This is a genomic window from Spirosoma knui, from assembly GCF_054780635.1.
Window position 1 is genome coordinate 198,964 of the sequence record NZ_BAAGVY010000010.1, and the last position, 16,131, is coordinate 215,094.

General features: G+C 52.9%; 12 protein-coding genes. 9 read left to right on the plus strand and 3 right to left on the minus strand.

Annotated elements, in window-relative coordinates:
* Positions 1–24: 24 nt before the first annotated feature.
* Positions 25–2,169, minus strand: a complete 2,145-nt coding sequence (locus ACYVIY_RS20275; protein ID WP_460978225.1) for a M3 family metallopeptidase — start codon at positions 2,167–2,169, stop codon at positions 25–27.
* A 332-nt stretch (positions 2,170–2,501) separates the two neighbouring features.
* Between ACYVIY_RS20275 and ACYVIY_RS20280 the strand changes: the two genes are divergently transcribed.
* The 9 genes from ACYVIY_RS20280 (at position 2,502) to ACYVIY_RS20320 (ending at position 13,062) form a co-directional block, all read left to right on the plus strand.
* The gene (locus tag ACYVIY_RS20280) at positions 2,502–3,467 is read left to right on the plus strand and encodes a YihY/virulence factor BrkB family protein (protein WP_460978290.1); all 966 of its coding nucleotides are present in this window, start codon (positions 2,502–2,504) and stop codon (positions 3,465–3,467) included.
* Positions 3,468–3,687: 220 nt separating this feature from the next.
* The gene (locus tag ACYVIY_RS20285) at positions 3,688–5,271 is read left to right on the plus strand and encodes a hybrid sensor histidine kinase/response regulator (RefSeq protein ID WP_460978226.1); all 1,584 of its coding nucleotides are present in this window, start codon (positions 3,688–3,690) and stop codon (positions 5,269–5,271) included.
* A 25-nt stretch (positions 5,272–5,296) separates the two neighbouring features.
* Positions 5,297–8,887: a response regulator gene (locus ACYVIY_RS20290; RefSeq protein ID WP_460978227.1), complete on the plus strand. Its 3,591-nt coding sequence runs from the start codon at positions 5,297–5,299 to the stop codon at positions 8,885–8,887.
* 50 nt (positions 8,888–8,937) lie between these two features.
* On the plus strand, positions 8,938–9,303 hold the full coding sequence (locus ACYVIY_RS20295; RefSeq protein WP_460978228.1) for a response regulator: 366 nt from the start codon (positions 8,938–8,940) through the stop codon (positions 9,301–9,303).
* 10 nt (positions 9,304–9,313) lie between these two features.
* Entirely contained in the window at positions 9,314–10,123 is an 810-nt protein-coding gene (locus ACYVIY_RS20300) for a CheR family methyltransferase (RefSeq protein WP_460978229.1), read from the plus strand.
* Positions 10,105–10,686, plus strand: coding sequence for a chemotaxis protein CheB (locus tag ACYVIY_RS20305; RefSeq protein ID WP_460978230.1), 582 nt, complete (start codon positions 10,105–10,107; stop codon positions 10,684–10,686). Before ACYVIY_RS20300 ends, ACYVIY_RS20305 begins: the two co-directional genes overlap by 19 nt.
* A gap of 141 nt (positions 10,687–10,827) precedes the next feature.
* Entirely contained in the window at positions 10,828–11,619 is a 792-nt protein-coding gene (locus tag ACYVIY_RS20310; RefSeq protein ID WP_460978231.1) for an NIPSNAP family protein, read from the plus strand.
* 204 nt (positions 11,620–11,823) lie between these two features.
* Positions 11,824–12,534, plus strand: a complete 711-nt coding sequence (locus ACYVIY_RS20315; protein WP_460978232.1) for a 3-keto-disaccharide hydrolase — start codon at positions 11,824–11,826, stop codon at positions 12,532–12,534.
* Positions 12,535–12,780: 246 nt separating this feature from the next.
* A complete protein-coding gene (locus ACYVIY_RS20320) occupies positions 12,781–13,062 on the plus strand; it encodes a hypothetical protein (protein WP_460978233.1) in 282 nt (93 codons plus the stop codon).
* Between the two features lie 35 nt (positions 13,063–13,097).
* On the opposite strand, the gene ACYVIY_RS20325 is transcribed toward ACYVIY_RS20320, so the two are convergent.
* Both ACYVIY_RS20325 and ACYVIY_RS20330 read right to left on the minus strand, forming a co-directional pair.
* Positions 13,098–14,324, minus strand: a complete 1,227-nt coding sequence (locus ACYVIY_RS20325) for an exo-alpha-sialidase (protein ID WP_460978234.1) — start codon at positions 14,322–14,324, stop codon at positions 13,098–13,100.
* A gap of 199 nt (positions 14,325–14,523) precedes the next feature.
* Entirely contained in the window at positions 14,524–16,047 is a 1,524-nt protein-coding gene (locus ACYVIY_RS20330) for a RagB/SusD family nutrient uptake outer membrane protein (RefSeq protein ID WP_460978235.1), read from the minus strand.
* Between the last annotated feature and the right edge of the window lie 84 nt (positions 16,048–16,131).

The following is a 16,131-nucleotide window of genomic DNA, read 5'->3' on the forward strand; positions in this document are numbered from 1 at the left end:
TAATTATGATAGCGGTATGACCTGTTACACGTCTTTCAGCAGGCCTCTCCGACGTAACAAGGGTTTGATGTCGGGCTCAGCCCCCCGGAAATTCCGGTACAGCTTCATCGGCTCATCGGTACCTCCGCGCTCAAGCACATTCTTGCGGAACGATTGAGCCGACTTGGCATCAAACAAGCCTTTCTGCTTGAATACTTCAAAAGCGTCGGCATCCAATACCGCCGACCAGATGTAGCTGTAGTAACCCGCCGAGTAGCCGCCCGCAAATACGTGCTGAAAATACGTACTGCGGTAACGCGGTGGAATCTGGTCAATCAACCCAATTTTATCCATCGCCTGCTTCTCAAACGCGAGCACATCAGTCGGCGTCTGGCCGGGTTTCAGCGTGTGATACGCCATATCAAGCAGCGAAGCCGCCAGGTACTCCGTCGTTTCGAACCCCTGATTGAAGAGGCTACTCTTTTTGATTTTATCGATCAAGGCGTCCGGAATTGCCGCTCCTGTCTGGTAATGCTTCGCGAACAGACGTAGCATTTCGGGTTCAACGGCCCAGTTTTCCATGATCTGCGAAGGCAATTCTACAAAATCGCGGGGCACCGACGTACCCGACTGGCTGCCGTACTTTACGTTGGAAAGCAAACCGTGCAGGGCGTGGCCAAACTCGTGGAAGAACGTACTGGTTTCATCGAGCGTGAGTAACGCCGGTGCTCCACCCGACGGCCGGGAGAAGTTGCAGACAATGGACACGACCGGCGTGATGGTCTTGCCGTTCTCGACCTCCTGCCGCCGGTAGCTGGTCATCCAGGCGCCACCGCGTTTGCTGGCCCGTGGGTGAAAATCCATGTACATAATGCCTACGTGCCGTCCATCGGCTTCTTTCACTTCATACACCGTGGCTTCTTCGTGGTAAACCGGTACGTCGGTACGTCGTTCAAAGCGCAGGCCATATAGTTTATTGCAGAGGGTAAAAATGCCTTCCCGTACGTTCTCCAGCGAGAAATAAGGTTTCAGTTCCTGTTCATCCAGAGCGAATTTCTCTTTGCGCAGCTTTTCGGCATAATAGCGCCAATCCCAACTGGCCAGCTTCTCTCCTTTACCGGCAGCGGGGTCTTTGTCCATAATAGCTTGTAGTTCGGTCGCTTCCTGCTTCGTTACGGGTACGGTAGCTGACCAGAGCTGATTCAGCAGTTCGCTCACCTTGGCCGGGGTCTGGGCCATGCTTTCTTCCAGGACGTAAGCTGCGTGGTTTTCGTAGCCCAGCAACTGCGCTTTTTCGGCCCGTAAGGCAACCATTTTCGCCATGATCTCTTTGTTATCGCGCGCGTCGTTGTGGTTACCCCGTTCGAGATACGCCTTGAAAATCTTTTCCCGCAGCGACCGGTTGTCGGCGTATTGCAGGAACGGCATAATACTTGGGTTCTGGAGCGTAAAGACCCACTTCTTAACCGTCGTACCGTCCGCCAGATTGCGTTTTTTGGCTTCGTCGGCCGCCGTAGCAATCAACGAAGCAGGCAAACCGCTCAACTCTTCGGGCTTATCGATAACCAGCGCGTAGGCGTTGTTTTCAGCCAGCAGATTTTGGCCAAACTTAAGCGTAAGCACCGACAGCTCGCCGTTGATTTTCCGCAGCCGATCTTGCTTGTCAGCCGGGAGGGCGGCCCCGTTCCGGACGAAATTTTTGTAGGTTTTTTCGAGCAGCCGCTGCTGATCGCCACTTAGTCTAAGTTTAGAGCGCTGCCCATACACGGCTTTTACGCGCTGGAACAGAACCGGATTCAGCGAGATGTCGTCACTGTGTTTGGCCAGCTTGGGCGCTACGGTCTGCGCAATTTTCTGAAGCGCGTCGTTGGTGTTGGCCCCGTTCAGGTTCGACAGAACCGTATTGACCCGGCGCAGCAGATCGCCACTCGCTTCCAGCGCTTCGATGGTATTGGCGAAGGTAGGTGCCTGCGTCTGCTGGGTGATGGCCGTAATTTCGGACGCCTGCTGTTTCATACCTTCCTCAATGGCGGGTTCGAAATGCTCCGGCTTGATCTTGTCAAAAGCAGGCACACCGAACGGCGTATTGTACGGACTAAAAAACGGATTATCCGAGGTTGGCGGCTCGGCCACCGGCACAAATGCAGTCATAAACACAGCAATGAATAAAAGAACCAGCGTGGTTTTCATTGAACGTAGTTGGTTGAAGAATAAGCCTCAAAGATACCGATTTTAAAAGATTTGACCTGCAGGGAATTGACCCATATTCCGTCAGAGTCCAGCCGTTGCCAGCGTCGGCCGGAATCCCTTTCGCTAAGATTTAGATAAACCCAACGGCAATACGTAGTCTGACGAGTTATTCTGTATTGACAATGGCGCGTCACATACGGGCAAAACCCGTGCTGCTGGCCGATGAGCCGGAATGGAACGTACCCGAATCAGTCCAGATAACAAAATCTGTTCGTCCATTCATCAAGCGCCATCGACCGGCCGACGCCGTTTACGTACTCAACAGGAAGACTATGACGACCGATAAGATTAAACACTTTTTCGCCAATGCCTGGGTAGTTCTTAAAGATGCCTTCAACGGTTTTATGGACGACCGCTGCCTTAAATTGAGTGCGGCTCTGGCTTACTACACGGTTTTCTCACTGGCTCCCTTGCTGGTGCTCATTATATCGCTGACGAGCATTTTTCTGGGCGAGGAAGCCATTCAGGGGCAAATTTTTTCGCAGATCAACGGTCTGGTAGGTAACGAAGCGGCCAAGCAGATTCAGGATATGATTAAGAATGTTGGGCTATCGGGCCAGACAAACACGGCCCTGGTCATCGGTATTGTAACGCTGCTGCTGGGTGCGACCAGCCTGTTTGTGGAGATCCAGGATTCGGTAAACATGATCTGGCGCGTGAAAGCCAAACCTAAACGGGGATGGATCAAAATTCTGAAAGATCGGCTTCTTTCCTCATCGCTGATCATTAGCCTGGGCTTTCTCTTGCTGGTATCGCTCATTATCAATGGCATTATACTGGCGCTGAGCGACGTATTGACCCGTTACATTCCGGGCTTAGGCGTTATATTAATCAGCGGAATCAACTTCATCATTAGCACTGTCATTGTCGCCATTCTGTTCGGTACGATTTTCAAAGTGCTGCCCGACGCTAAAATTGCCTGGAAAGACGTCCGCTGGGGTGCCCTCTTCACGGCCCTGCTCTTTATGTTGGGTCGCTACCTCATCGGTTTGTACATTGAGACTACCAGCACTAGTTCCACCTACGGAGCAGCCGGTTCACTGATCGTTATCCTGACCTGGATTTACTACACAGCCGCCATTTTGTATTTCGGTGCGGAATTTACGCTGGCCTATGCCAACCATTTCGGGGTTAAGATTGAACCTGCCTCATATGCCGTTTATGTGGAGCAAACTGAGCGGGAACGCGAAGTAGGTGCAATTCCAACCCAGCAGAAAGTAGAGCAAAGCCGTCAGTAACTGGCAGCGACTGGTACCGGCCGTTTGTCTGTCGGTACCAGCTCTTCTGAGCCAGCATTCTGGCAATAATTTGCAACCACCCTCCTCAGCGGGTTATATTCACGCACTATTTTCGGGAAGGCTGGGTGAGCGTATTCATGTACGGCCCCGTCTGCCTGTATGCTACCAGGAATAGAACTGCTTTAGGTCTGTTCCCCGACTGACTAACTCAATACCTTAAATGATCCTTATTGTTGATGACAGGCCTGAAAATATTCTTCCCCTAAAGAAAATACTTGAGCTTCATCGCTTTACCGTCGATACGGCCCAGTCGGGTGAAGAAGCCCTGAAGAAAGTGCTGAAAACGGCCTATTCCGTTATCATTCTCGACGTTCAGATGCCCGGCATGGATGGGTTTGAGGTGGCGACGGCTCTTGGCGGATTCAGCCGAACGAAAGATACGTCCATCATATTTCTGTCGGCCGTTAATACCGAAAAGAAGTTTATCACCAAAGGCTATACGTCGGGCGGCATCGATTACCTGACCAAGCCGGTCGATCCGGATATCCTGGTTTTAAAAGTCAAAACCCTGCACCGTCTTTACGAACAGCAGCAGGAGTTACGCGCTACCCAGGATTCCCTCCGAAAAGAAATTGAGGTTCGGAAACAGGCGCAGGAAGATCTGGCAGCGCGTATGCAGGAGTTGCAGACCGTGCTGGGTTCACTGCCGCAGATTGCCTTCATCACAACCCCCGATGGCAGCCTCGATTACGTCAATGAATACTGGTTTCGGTATTCCCCGGATGCTACCCAGCTACCCGCCACTCACCCCGACGATCCGTTACCGACGACCTGGGCTGCGTTGTTTACGGCCAGTACCGAGTTTTCGCGGGAGGTGCGTTTGAAAGAGCTTGCCACTGGTTATTACGTACACCACCTGTTGCGGGTTGTGCCCGTCCGGCAGGACGACCGGCTGATTCGCTGGATCGGTACGTTTACAGATATACACGCCCAGAAAGAGGCCGCCCAACTGCTGGAACAGCAGGTTTCTCTGCGCACCACTGAACTCCTCACCAAAAACGCCGAGCTGGAACGTACCAATCACGAACTTCAGCAGTTTACGTGGGTCGTGTCGCACGATCTGAAAGAGCCCCTCCGCAAAATTCAGTTGCTGAACGACACGATCAAGGAGAAATTCCTTAAAGACAATCCCGAAGCGGTGTCTTACCTCGACCGGTCGATTCGGTCGTCGGCCCGGATGTCGGCGCTGATCAACGATTTGTTGGCGTACTCGCAGCTTTCGGCTCCCGAACCGTTCAAACCGACCGACCTGAATGCCTTGCTGGATGAACTGCTGCTCGATTTCGATGACGTAATTGCCCGGACGGGAGCAGTCGTAACGATCCATCCCCTGCCCATTCTAGATACCATCCCGTCGCGCATTCGGCAGGTGTTCCAGAACCTGATCAGCAACGCCCTTAAGTTCGCCAAACCCGACGTACCGCCGGTGATTATCATTCAGGCCGAACGGATCGCCACCAGCGACATCGACGGCTCACCCGAACCGACCGGACCGTACTGCCGCATTACCGTGAGTGACAATGGCATTGGTTTCGACGAGAAATTTCTGGGGCGCATCTTCGTTATTTTCCAGCGGTTACACAACCGCACCAGCTACGAAGGCACCGGTATTGGCCTGGCCATTGCCAAAAAGAATATTAATAAACACAACGGCCTTATCTCGGCCCGCAGCCGCCCCGGTGAGGGAGCCAGTTTCATTCTGGTCTTACCCATGGTGCAGGCCGATCAGCCAGTAGCTCATTAACGACATTCGTATTTCGCCGTTTCCTATGCCTAAAACTACCAATACCGTCATCCGGCAACTTCAGGTTGTTTTCACGCTTTCAACACTGCTGCTCCTGGTGAGCCTCATGGCTTCGTTTTACAGCATCCAGAAGCTCATCAACAATTCGGAACTGGTTAACCATACCAATGAGGTGCTGATCGAAGCGGAAAACATCATTTCGCAGATGAAAGACGCGGAAACCGGCCAGCGTGGCTATCTGGTTACGCTCGATCCGACGTTTCTGAGTCCCTATAACGGGGCGTACGAACGAATAACGGACAGTTACAACAAACTGGCCGATCTCACTAAAGACAACCCCGACCAGCAGGCGAGTCTGGCCCAGGTGAAGGCGCTGTACGAGGCCAAAACCACGCAGATGGAACGGGTTATTGCCCTGACCCGCCGTGACAAAGTGTTTGCCCGCGATACCATCGCGCGCCATACCGAAATGGTTAAGGGCAAAAAAGTGATGGACGACCTACGCGCAGTCATCAACCGGATAAAATCGGAAGAGTCGCAAGTACTGGCTAATCACCTGGCCCAGCAACAGACCTATATTACCTATACGCCCCTGCTTCTGGTTATTGCGGCCTTCATTTCCATGCTGATCACGGCGATGACTTATATCCGCATCAAACAGGATCTGGACAGGCGACTGGCCGAGCAACAGCTCGCCGAAGCAAGATACCAAGAAACGACCGAGCGCATTGCGGTCATGGAAGACATTACGCAGGAGATTGCGGGGGGCGATTACTCGGTTCGAAGTGAGGATACGCAGGACGATGAACTGGGACGTATTGGCAAGGCGCTGAATATGATGGCCGCAGCCCTGGAACAAACATTCACCGATTTGCAGAACAAGAACTGGCTGCAAGCCGGTAGCGTCAGCCTGAGCGGTGCCATTCGGGGTAAGCGCAATTTAGATCAGTTGGCCACCAGCCTTATTCATACGCTTGCGGATTACATCAAAGCGCCGATGGGAACGATGTATGTGCTTGACAATGGGGCCTATAAACTGATGGGTAACTTTGCCGCCCAGAACGCTCCAAATACCATCAAACCAGGCGATGGATTGATCGGACAGGTGATCGAACGCAAAAAATTACTGGTTGTGGAGGACCTCCCTGCCGATTACGTTCGGGTAGCGTCATCCTTAGGGGATGCCCGACCCGCTTCGTTACTTATCGTCCCCTTACTCTACGCCGATACGTGTGTAGGTGCCATTGAGTTAGGTTTGTTCCGAAAACCGACCACGCTGGAAGTTGAGGTGCTGCAACAGAATCTGGAAGCGATTGCGATCGGCGTAAATGGGGCGCTGGATTACATAAAGCTGCAAAATTTCCTGGAAGAGACTCAGGCGCAGGCCGAAGAATTGCAGTCTCAGCATTCGGAATTGGAAAACCTGAACGCCGAACTGGAGATGCAGACCCAGAAACTACAGGCGTCGGAAGAAGAGCTACGGGTGCAGCAGGAAGAACTTCAGCAAACCAACGCCGAACTGGAAGAACGGGGCATGCTGCTGGAAGAACGTAATGAAGAAATTCAGAAGAAAGCGGCTGAGCTGGAGCTGTCGACCCGCTATAAATCGGAGTTCCTGGCCAACATGTCGCACGAGCTGCGGACCCCACTCAACTCGATTCTCTTACTGAGCCGATTGCTCGCCGAAAACAACGACGAAAACCTGACGGGCGAACAAGTCGAATACGCCCAGGTCATTCAGTCGTCGGGGAATGGGTTGCTTGGCCTGATCGACGAAATTCTGGACCTGTCGAAGATTGAAGCCGGGCAGATGAAACTCGAAACGCAGGACGTACCGGTTCAGGAGATTACCGACGAACTTCAGGCGCTGTTCAGCCTGGTGGCCAAAGAAAAAGGGTTAGACTTTTCCATTCAGGTTGAACCCGACGTACCGGCCATTATCGAAACGGATAAAATGCGGTTGGGGCAGATTCTGAAGAACCTCATCAGCAATGCCCTCAAGTTCACCTCGGCGGGTAACGTAACGCTCACCATTCGTCGGCAATCGCCAGCGGCCAACCGGCTGTGCTTCGTGGTGAAAGACACCGGTATCGGCATTCCGCCCGAAAAGCAGCGGCTCATCTTCGAAGCCTTTCAGCAGGCCGATGGCTCTACTAAACGAAAATACGGCGGAACCGGGCTCGGCTTATCGATCAGCCGGGAGCTGGTGAAACTGCTCGGGGGCGAGATTAAGCTGACCAGTGTGGTTAACGAAGGCAGTGAATTTACAGTGCATCTACCCATTTCGGGTACCCTCCCTCCCCTGGCGGTACTCTCCCCTACAACGTTTACCCACCCCCAACCCGAAGTACCCGCTCAGGCCCCCAAAGACAGCACCTACATCAGTACGGTGATTCCGGAGGCCATTCCCGACGACCGGAACAGTATTACTGAGGGCGACAAAACGATCCTGATCGTTGAAGACGATACCAACTTCGCCAAATCTCTGCTGGACTACGCCCGCAAGAAAGGGTACAAAGGCATCGTATCGGTTCGGGGAGACGAAGGCTTAAAGCTGGCGGCTATCTACAAGCCACTGGGTATTCTGCTGGATATACAATTGCCAGTTATGAGCGGCTGGGAAGTGATGGATGCCCTAAAGGCCGATCCACAAACGCGACCCATTCCGGTACACATCATGTCGTCGCACAAGATGAAAAACGAAAGCCGGCTGAAAGGGGCTATTGATTTCGTGGATAAGCCTATGGCTTTCGAACAGATGCAGGAGGTGTTCAAAAAGCTGGAATACGTCGTCAAGCGCGACGCTAAGAAGGTCCTGATTATCGAAGACAACCCGAAACACGCCAAAGCGCTGGCTTACTTCCTGGAAACGTTTAACGTCAATTCTGAATTAAAAAGCAGTATTAATGAAGGCGTAGACGCCCTGAAACGGAAAGAAGTCGACTGCGTGATTCTGGACATGGGTATTCCAGACCATAAAGCCTACGAAACGCTGGAAGAAGCCAAGAAAAATCCCGGCCTGGAAAACCTGCCGATTATCATTTTCACGGGGAAGAGCCTGTCCTTATCGGAAGAGCTGCGCATCAAGAAATACGCCGACTCGATCATTGTTAAAACGGCCCATTCGTACCAGCGTATGCTCGATGAGGTGTCGCTGTTCCTGCATCTGGTGGATGGTGCCAACCAGCCCGAAGCCGCGCGGGAAGCCAAAAAGCTGGGTGCTCTGACGCAGGTGTTGGAAAACAAAACCATTCTGGTTGCCGACGATGACGTACGTAACATTTTCTCCCTGTCCAAAGCGCTGGAGCGTTACAATATGACCGTTGTAGCTGCGCTGGATGGCAAAGAAGCCCTGCAGCGGCTGGAAGAAAACCCCGCCATTGACGTGGTGCTGCTGGATATGATGATGCCGCAACTGGATGGCTACGAAACCGCCCGGAAAATTCGGGAGCACTATCAGTGGCGCAACCTGCCCGTTATTGCCGTTACGGCGAAAGCCATGACCGGCGACCGCGAGAAGTGCATCCAGGCGGGTGCATCAGATTACATTACCAAACCCGTCGACATCGATCAGCTCATCTCGCTGCTGCGGGTGTGGCTCTACGACCGCTCCTAACGTAGCGTCGTCTAAACCTGTATATTCCTCTACTTCTAACTGCCAGTACGATGCAAAAAAAACGGGTGCTGATTATTGATGACGATGCCAAAAACATCTTCGCCCTGACGGCTACGTTAAAGGCAAAATCATTCGACTGCCTTTCGCGCTCGAATGCTCAGGAGGCCCTCGACCTGCTCCAGACCGATGAAGTCGTCGATGCCATTCTGATCGACATGATGATGCCCGAAATGGATGGCTACGAAGCCATTCCGCGCATCAAGGCGCTCGCCAACCGGGCCGACACCCCCATTTTCTCCGTAACGGCGCAGGCGATGGTGGGCGACCGGGAAAAGTGCCTGCAGGCGGGGGCCACCGAATACATCGCAAAGCCGATCGACGTTGATCGGCTTCTGGCATTACTATCGCACATTTGACAACTTAATTATGATTACGGACGAGGAGGTTGAGCTGTTACTGAACGATCTGCTTGAGCTATACGGCTATGATTTTACGAACTATTCACGGGCTTCAGTGAAGCGACGGATCAGTCGTCTGTGGATGCTCGACAAGTTTCCTAGTTTTGCCGAACTCCGTTACCGCCTTAAGTCTGATGCCAGTTACCTGAAGCGGTTCGTGGAAGAACTGACGGTGAACGTAACCGAAATGTTTCGCGACCCGCTGTTCTATAAATCCCTTCGCAACGATGTATTGAGTACGCTCACGGCGAAGCCATTTATCCGGATCTGGCATGCGGGCTGCTCAACGGGCGAAGAAGTGTACTCGATGGCGATTCTGCTCAAAGAAGCGAATCTGCTCCATAAATCGCTGCTGTACGCCACCGATCTGAATCCCGAAGTACTGGAAACGGCGCGCCAGGGCATTTTTGCGCTCGGCTCCATGAAGCAGTACTCCGAAAACTACATTGCCTCCGGTGGCACCAGCGAGTTTTCCAGCTACTACACGGCCCAGTACGGCTACGTAAAATTCAGCGAAGAGCTTGGTGAAAAAATGATTTTTTCCACCCATAATCTGGTCTCCGACCGGTCGTTCAACGAATTTGATCTTATCGTTTGCCGGAATGTCCTGATCTATTTCGATAAAGTCCTTCAGCAGCATGTATTCAACTTGTTCGACGAGAGTCTGGCTTCCCTGGGCTATCTGGCCCTGGGTTCGAAAGAAACACTTAAGTTTTCGACGATTCAGCCCAATTATAAACAGGTAGCCAACGAAAAAATATGGCGAAAGATTACGTAAGCCGCCGGGCGCAGGTTGTCGTTATTGGCGGATCGACGGGCAGTATCGAGGTCTTGCTTAAGCTGCTGCCTGCCTTGCCGTCGCCCCTGCCGGTGGCGATTATTGTAGTGGTGCACCGAAAAAACACGGCCGACTCTACCCTCGCTACGTTGCTGGCGACCAAAACAGCGATTCCGCTCAAAGAGGTTGACGACAAAGACCCCGTTACCCCAGGAACGATTTATTTAGCCCCGGCGGATTACCACCTGCTGATTGAACCGAACGGGCTGCTCACGTTGGATGACTCCGAAAAAATCCACTACAGTCGGCCCTCGATCGACGTAACCTTCGAGTCGGCGGCTGATGTGTACGGGCGTGGGCTGGTCGGCGTATTGCTATCGGGCGCGAACGCCGATGGCGTCAGCGGACTACATGCCATCAAGCGGGCGGGCGGGCAGATCATAGCGCAGGACCCCAGCACGGCCCTGGCTGGATTTATGCCCCAACAGGCCATTCGGCAACTCCCCATTGATCACGTGTTCACCGTGGATGAGCTGATCCGCTTCATGAATACGCTTTCCTGAATTCTTTGTTTCAGGCAACCTGGACAGGATACAGCTACCATACGGGGCCGATGCCTCATCTTCGCCAGAATTCGCTTCGTGCAGGGGTAGTTTTCACCGATTACATGGTTTCATGATTACAATTTTCTTTTAACAATACACATGAGTTACACGCGTAAACCAACCACCCGATTTACCCTCGGTCTGCTATCGGCTTTACTGATCGTCGGTATGCAGGCATTCAGCTTCGCACCCAAACGCGAGTTTTATCAACTCAAAATTTACCACCTGAAAGACAACACGCAGAAAGATCGGCTGGAGACGTACCTCCGACAGGCGTATCTGCCCGCCCTGCACCGCGCGGGCGTCAGTAAGGTTGGCGTGTTCCGGCCCGCTACCGAAGCCGCCGACTCGCTAGTGTATGTCCTGATTCCGTTTAAATCGGTAGATCAGTTCATGTCGCTTTCCGAAACCCTGACGAAGGATAAGCAATACGTAACGGCGGCTAAGGACTACATCGACGCCGAATACAACAACCCGTTCTACAAGCGATTCGACTCGGTGCTGATGGAAGCCTTTGCGGGGATGCCTGCATTACAAATGCCCGCGCTGCAAGCCAAGCCCGCCGAACGGATCTACGAACTGCGTAACTACGAAGCGGCCACCGAGAAGCTGCACGAGAATAAGATCAGCCAGTTCAATAACGGCGAGCTGGACATTTTCAAACGCCTGGGCTTCAACACGATCTTCTGCGGTCAGGTTAAGGCGGGAGCCAAACTACCTAGCCTAATGTATATGACCTCGTTCGAGAGTAAAGCAGCCCGCGATGAGCACTGGAAAGCATTCAGCGCTGACCCAGGCTGGAAAGAGTTCAACGCCCGGCCTGAATACGCGCACAACTTCCTGCGCGCCGACATTTACCTGCTCCATCCAACCGATTATTCAGAGATTTAGTAGTCGCGAAACCAGTACGTCTTGCCCCGTTGCTGTATTGCTACAGCAACGGGGCAATTGTGTTTAAAGATGAGAACGCTACGTATCAACAGCGGTACTACATATTCGTTTCATTAGAAAATCTACCCCGGTATCTTATTCAGTAAGAACCGCAGATAAAGAATAGCTACTCTGCGCCCGGATAAATTACAGCACTCGATACCCATGACCAAGACAATAACAACAACCTGGCTGGCAGGCACCGGTTTTCTGGTACTACTGGGACTCAGTCAAACCTCGATGCGGTTTCCGCTGGCTCAATCTCCAACCACGCAAGCCCCCAAGACTACTGGCTGGCGGCAATTGTTTAACGGTAAAGACTTGACCGGCTGGAAACACGTGGGCGATGGGCGCATGTCGGTGGAGAAGGGGTTGATTCGCGGTCACGATGGGATGGGGCTGCTGTACTGGTCAAAAGAAAAATTCAGCAATTGCACTATACGGGTGGTGTACCGGATGCAAAAGCAGAATAGCAATTCAGGCGTTTTTATTCGCATTCCCGTCGAGCCCCGCGAAGCCTGGATGCCCGTTCATTATGGGTATGAAGTACAGATCGACAACCACCCGGAAACCTCTAAAGAAGATGAGTACCACGTAACGGGAACGCTCTATTCGCTGACCAAGCCACTGGCGAAGCCCGGCAAACCCGGCCCCGAGTGGAACACGATGGAGATCACGCTGGACGGCACCCGCACCCTGGTTTCGGTGAACGGGCAAAAAGTGACGGACTATCGGGAAGGGGCAGCAGTGCCAGCCCGCAAGTTTGATTTCGAGCCGTACCGGGGTCTAAGGCCCGTCTCAGGCTATATCGGTTTGCAGAATCACGGCCCCGACGATGTCGTTTACTTTAAAGAAGTCTCGGTAAAGCCGTTGTAAGAGCCTCAATCAGACAAGTAAAGCTGCCCGCACTGGATTACAAGCCAGGTTTATCAAACAGTCTGGTAACCATCGCCAGATGACGCTCTTACCTTCATTGGGCACGTATAAAAGTGATGGAACGGTCACAAGTATTCGTAGCGATTCCTGTTACTTAGCAGCCTCATTAGCCCGGCCATTCTTAGGAGAAGTTAGTTAGCCATCAGCCAACCAACTTCTCCTAAGACGGGACAAAACAAGTTGGCTATGTTGATACTTATAATCCTTCTGGGCGTACTGGGTATAGGTCTGGTCTGTTTTGTGGCAGGTCAGATTTGGGAACATCATAACACCAAACGACTGCTTCAGGTACCCAATCCATCGAGTCGACGAGTCCGGAGCCGCCGACGTATCGAACGAGACCTGAACCAGCTCCATTCGCTGTATGAGCAGGGCTTGATTTCAGAAGAGAAATACCTGTTTCTGGCCGATCAGCTAATCGATCAGTTAGCTGCCCTGTTAGACCTCGAACCCGCATCGGTTCACTAAAAAACCAGAAGCTTACGAGCGTTACGTCCTCGCAGCTACTTTGTAATGTGGCCTTCTTTCCAGTAGATTTCGCTGTGCCCATCGGCGAAGTTACGGGTCGTAATCAGCACCGGGGTCGTATCATTCTTCAAAAAAAGCGAGCTGTAATACGCCCCTTCGTTCGTCGGTAGGTTCGGCCAGGGGTACGAGATGTTCGTAAAGTTTTTGGCGACACTGTTCCCGACCAACACCAGCATGGTGTTCTTACGCCAGTCGCTGCTGATTGAACGCCCACCCGCGTCCTGCGTCGACAGGAGGGTTTGCCCACCCGAGAGCTGAACCAGATAAGGAGCGCCCCCCCAGATCCGCTCGGATGTAGCTAGCCAGCGACGCTGGTTAGTGGGTGTGCCCAGCCCCGCATACTGCCACTTTGCCGACAGCGAGGACCACAAAATCCAGGGCGACTGCGTGTTATTGACCGACTCAATCGGAAACACAATGCCTTTGTTATCCTTCAGGACCAGCGGCACAGCCATCCCATCGCGCATGCGATCGGTATAGGCTACGTGCGCGGGCTGTGACCAGGTCTGGCCGTTGTCGGTAGAGTGAACCATTAGAATTTCCTGCTGCGGACTGGCACTCGGCCACCAGGCCGCTTCACTGGAGTAAAACAGTTCAATGTCACCGTCGGGCAGTTGAATCATGCCCGGCTCCCACGAACGACCCGTTGCTACGATACGCGGAGCGCCGAACGTCCAGCCTCGGTCTTTGCTGATACGAATTTGAATGTTGCCGTGTACATTATCGTCGGGATTACCCCGGCCCGTATAGGCCAGCATAACATCGCCGTTCTGCATAACCAGGATCTCGGGGTTGGCAAAACCGTAATAGTTCGGGTCATTATCGGCCATGACGATCTCGGCCGCCGACCAGGTGTTTCCGCCGTCTACGCTACGTCGAATGGCAATATTATCCCAGTAATTCTGAGCGTCGCCACAGTGATACGTAAGCAGCAACGTATCGCCCTTTACGCGGTGCACACGTCCGTACTCAGCAAAATAAACATCGTGCGAAAGCTTTTTGGCGGTGTTATCCCACGTAATGGTAAGGGCAGGCTGGGCGTTGTCGGCGGGCGGCTGATCGTCGGGGGCCACCGTTGATGTCGGCGGGTTAACCGGGGTCGGTGTTACGCTCGGCTCGTTCTTGCACGACACGAAGCCGATCAGGCCAATCAATACGACCAGACTACTTTGTTTCAGGCGGTTTATAACTAAAATATTCATCAATGAAGTCTGCTTATGAAAAGGCAAAATACGTCAGGTGTCACAATCGGCAGCTAGCATTTTCAGTCAACCGATTCAGGGTAAACTCGTTATAAAGAGAACAAAAAATAAGCCTAAATCGAGCCCGTATTTGGCTAAATAAGCAAAAGCGCCGACCCGGTGTTTACGGAATTCGGCGCTTTTTCACCCTTGTTATGTTCTAATAACTTGGATTCTGCCCCAGATTTGGGTTCAGGTCCCGGTCCTGCTGCGGAATGGGCAACAACTCGCTCCGGCCGACCACAAACGTCGAGAAAGCCGGGTCGCGATTAACCAGTTGCGGACCCAAATCCCCCCAGCGGGCCAGGTCGTTCCAGCGCCAGCCCTCGCCCGACAATTCTGTGACGCGTTCGTGCTTGAGCTGGTTGAGGAACTGAGCCTGCGTCAGGCCGGGCTTTGCCGTTGATAAGGGAGCCAGCCCAGCCCGCTGCCGCACCTGATCGACAAACGGATACGCTTGTGTAGTTCGGCCCACCGCGTTCAGCGCTTCGGCGTACATCAGCAACACGTCGGCATAGCGGATGTAGCGCCAGTTATTGGGGGAGCGATAGCCTTCTTCGTTTTTCCAGTGGTCATTCTGGAACTTACGGAACCACACCCGCTTGTTATCGGCACCGTAGCGTTGCAGAAAAGTCTGTCCGTAAATCTGTGTAAACGCCGGACCACGCACATCCGTTGAATCAAACAAAAAGGATGCTTCCAGTCGTGGATCACGCGTACCCGCCGTGGTCGGCTCGTTGAACTCGTACACGGGCCAACGATTTGCTTCGCCATCGGACCAGCCAATGCCCGGAGGGCCGAAGAACTGGGCAAGGGACGTACCGTAGTTCTGGTTGGGCGTTTCGGTATCGTCGTCGGTATATTCAGCCGGGTTGATCTGAAACTGCCACTCGAATACCGACTCGCGGTTATTTTCCGTCGTAATCAAAAAGTTTTCGCGGTAGTTCGGCACCAGCGCATAGACACTACGTCCCTCCCCTTCGGCTAGCCACTGCAAGGGCGTCAGCGCTTCGGTGTATTTTCGTTGCTGTAGCTGCGCTCTGGCTAACAAAGCATAAGCGGCTCCTTTGGTAGCCCGGCCCAGGTAAGCTCCGGTATACGTAGTAGGCAAAGCGGCCGCAGCTTCGGTGAGGTCCCGCTCAATCTGGGCCCAAACCTGCGCAATGGTGGCCGATCCGGGTTTATCGCCCAACGAGGCTGTTTCCAGAATCAGCGGTACGTTTCCGAACAGAGTCACTAAATGAAAATAATACATGGCCCGCAGAAACTTGGCTTCGCCGACGTACCGCGCCTTCAGGGCTTCGTCCATCTGAATCCCGGGCACATTGTTAACAACCTGATTTGCCCGGTTAACGCCGATGTAATTGTCGTTCCAGACCGCGTAGGCATTACCGTAATTATAGTCCGTAATCAGGAACTGGTCCATGTTGTTAACAATATCCGTTGCCGGGCTCTGGCTACGTCCTTCATCCGAACGGATGATGTAATAAAACGGCATCCACCGCGAGATACCACCCCGGTGCGTAGTGCTGTACACCGAGTTAACCCCCGCCAGGGCATCAGCCGCCGTTCGCCAGTAGACCTGAGCGGTAACCTGATTTGGGTTGACAATATTTAGGTTTCGATCGCAGCCCGCCAGTGTTATAGCCCCGACCAGCATGAGCAGCATATATTTATTTTTCATAATAGAAAGTCATTATATGTCGTTTGTTGAGCCCTTGCCCGTTATTCACGCTGCCCTACGACAGAGCAACCCGAATAACAGACG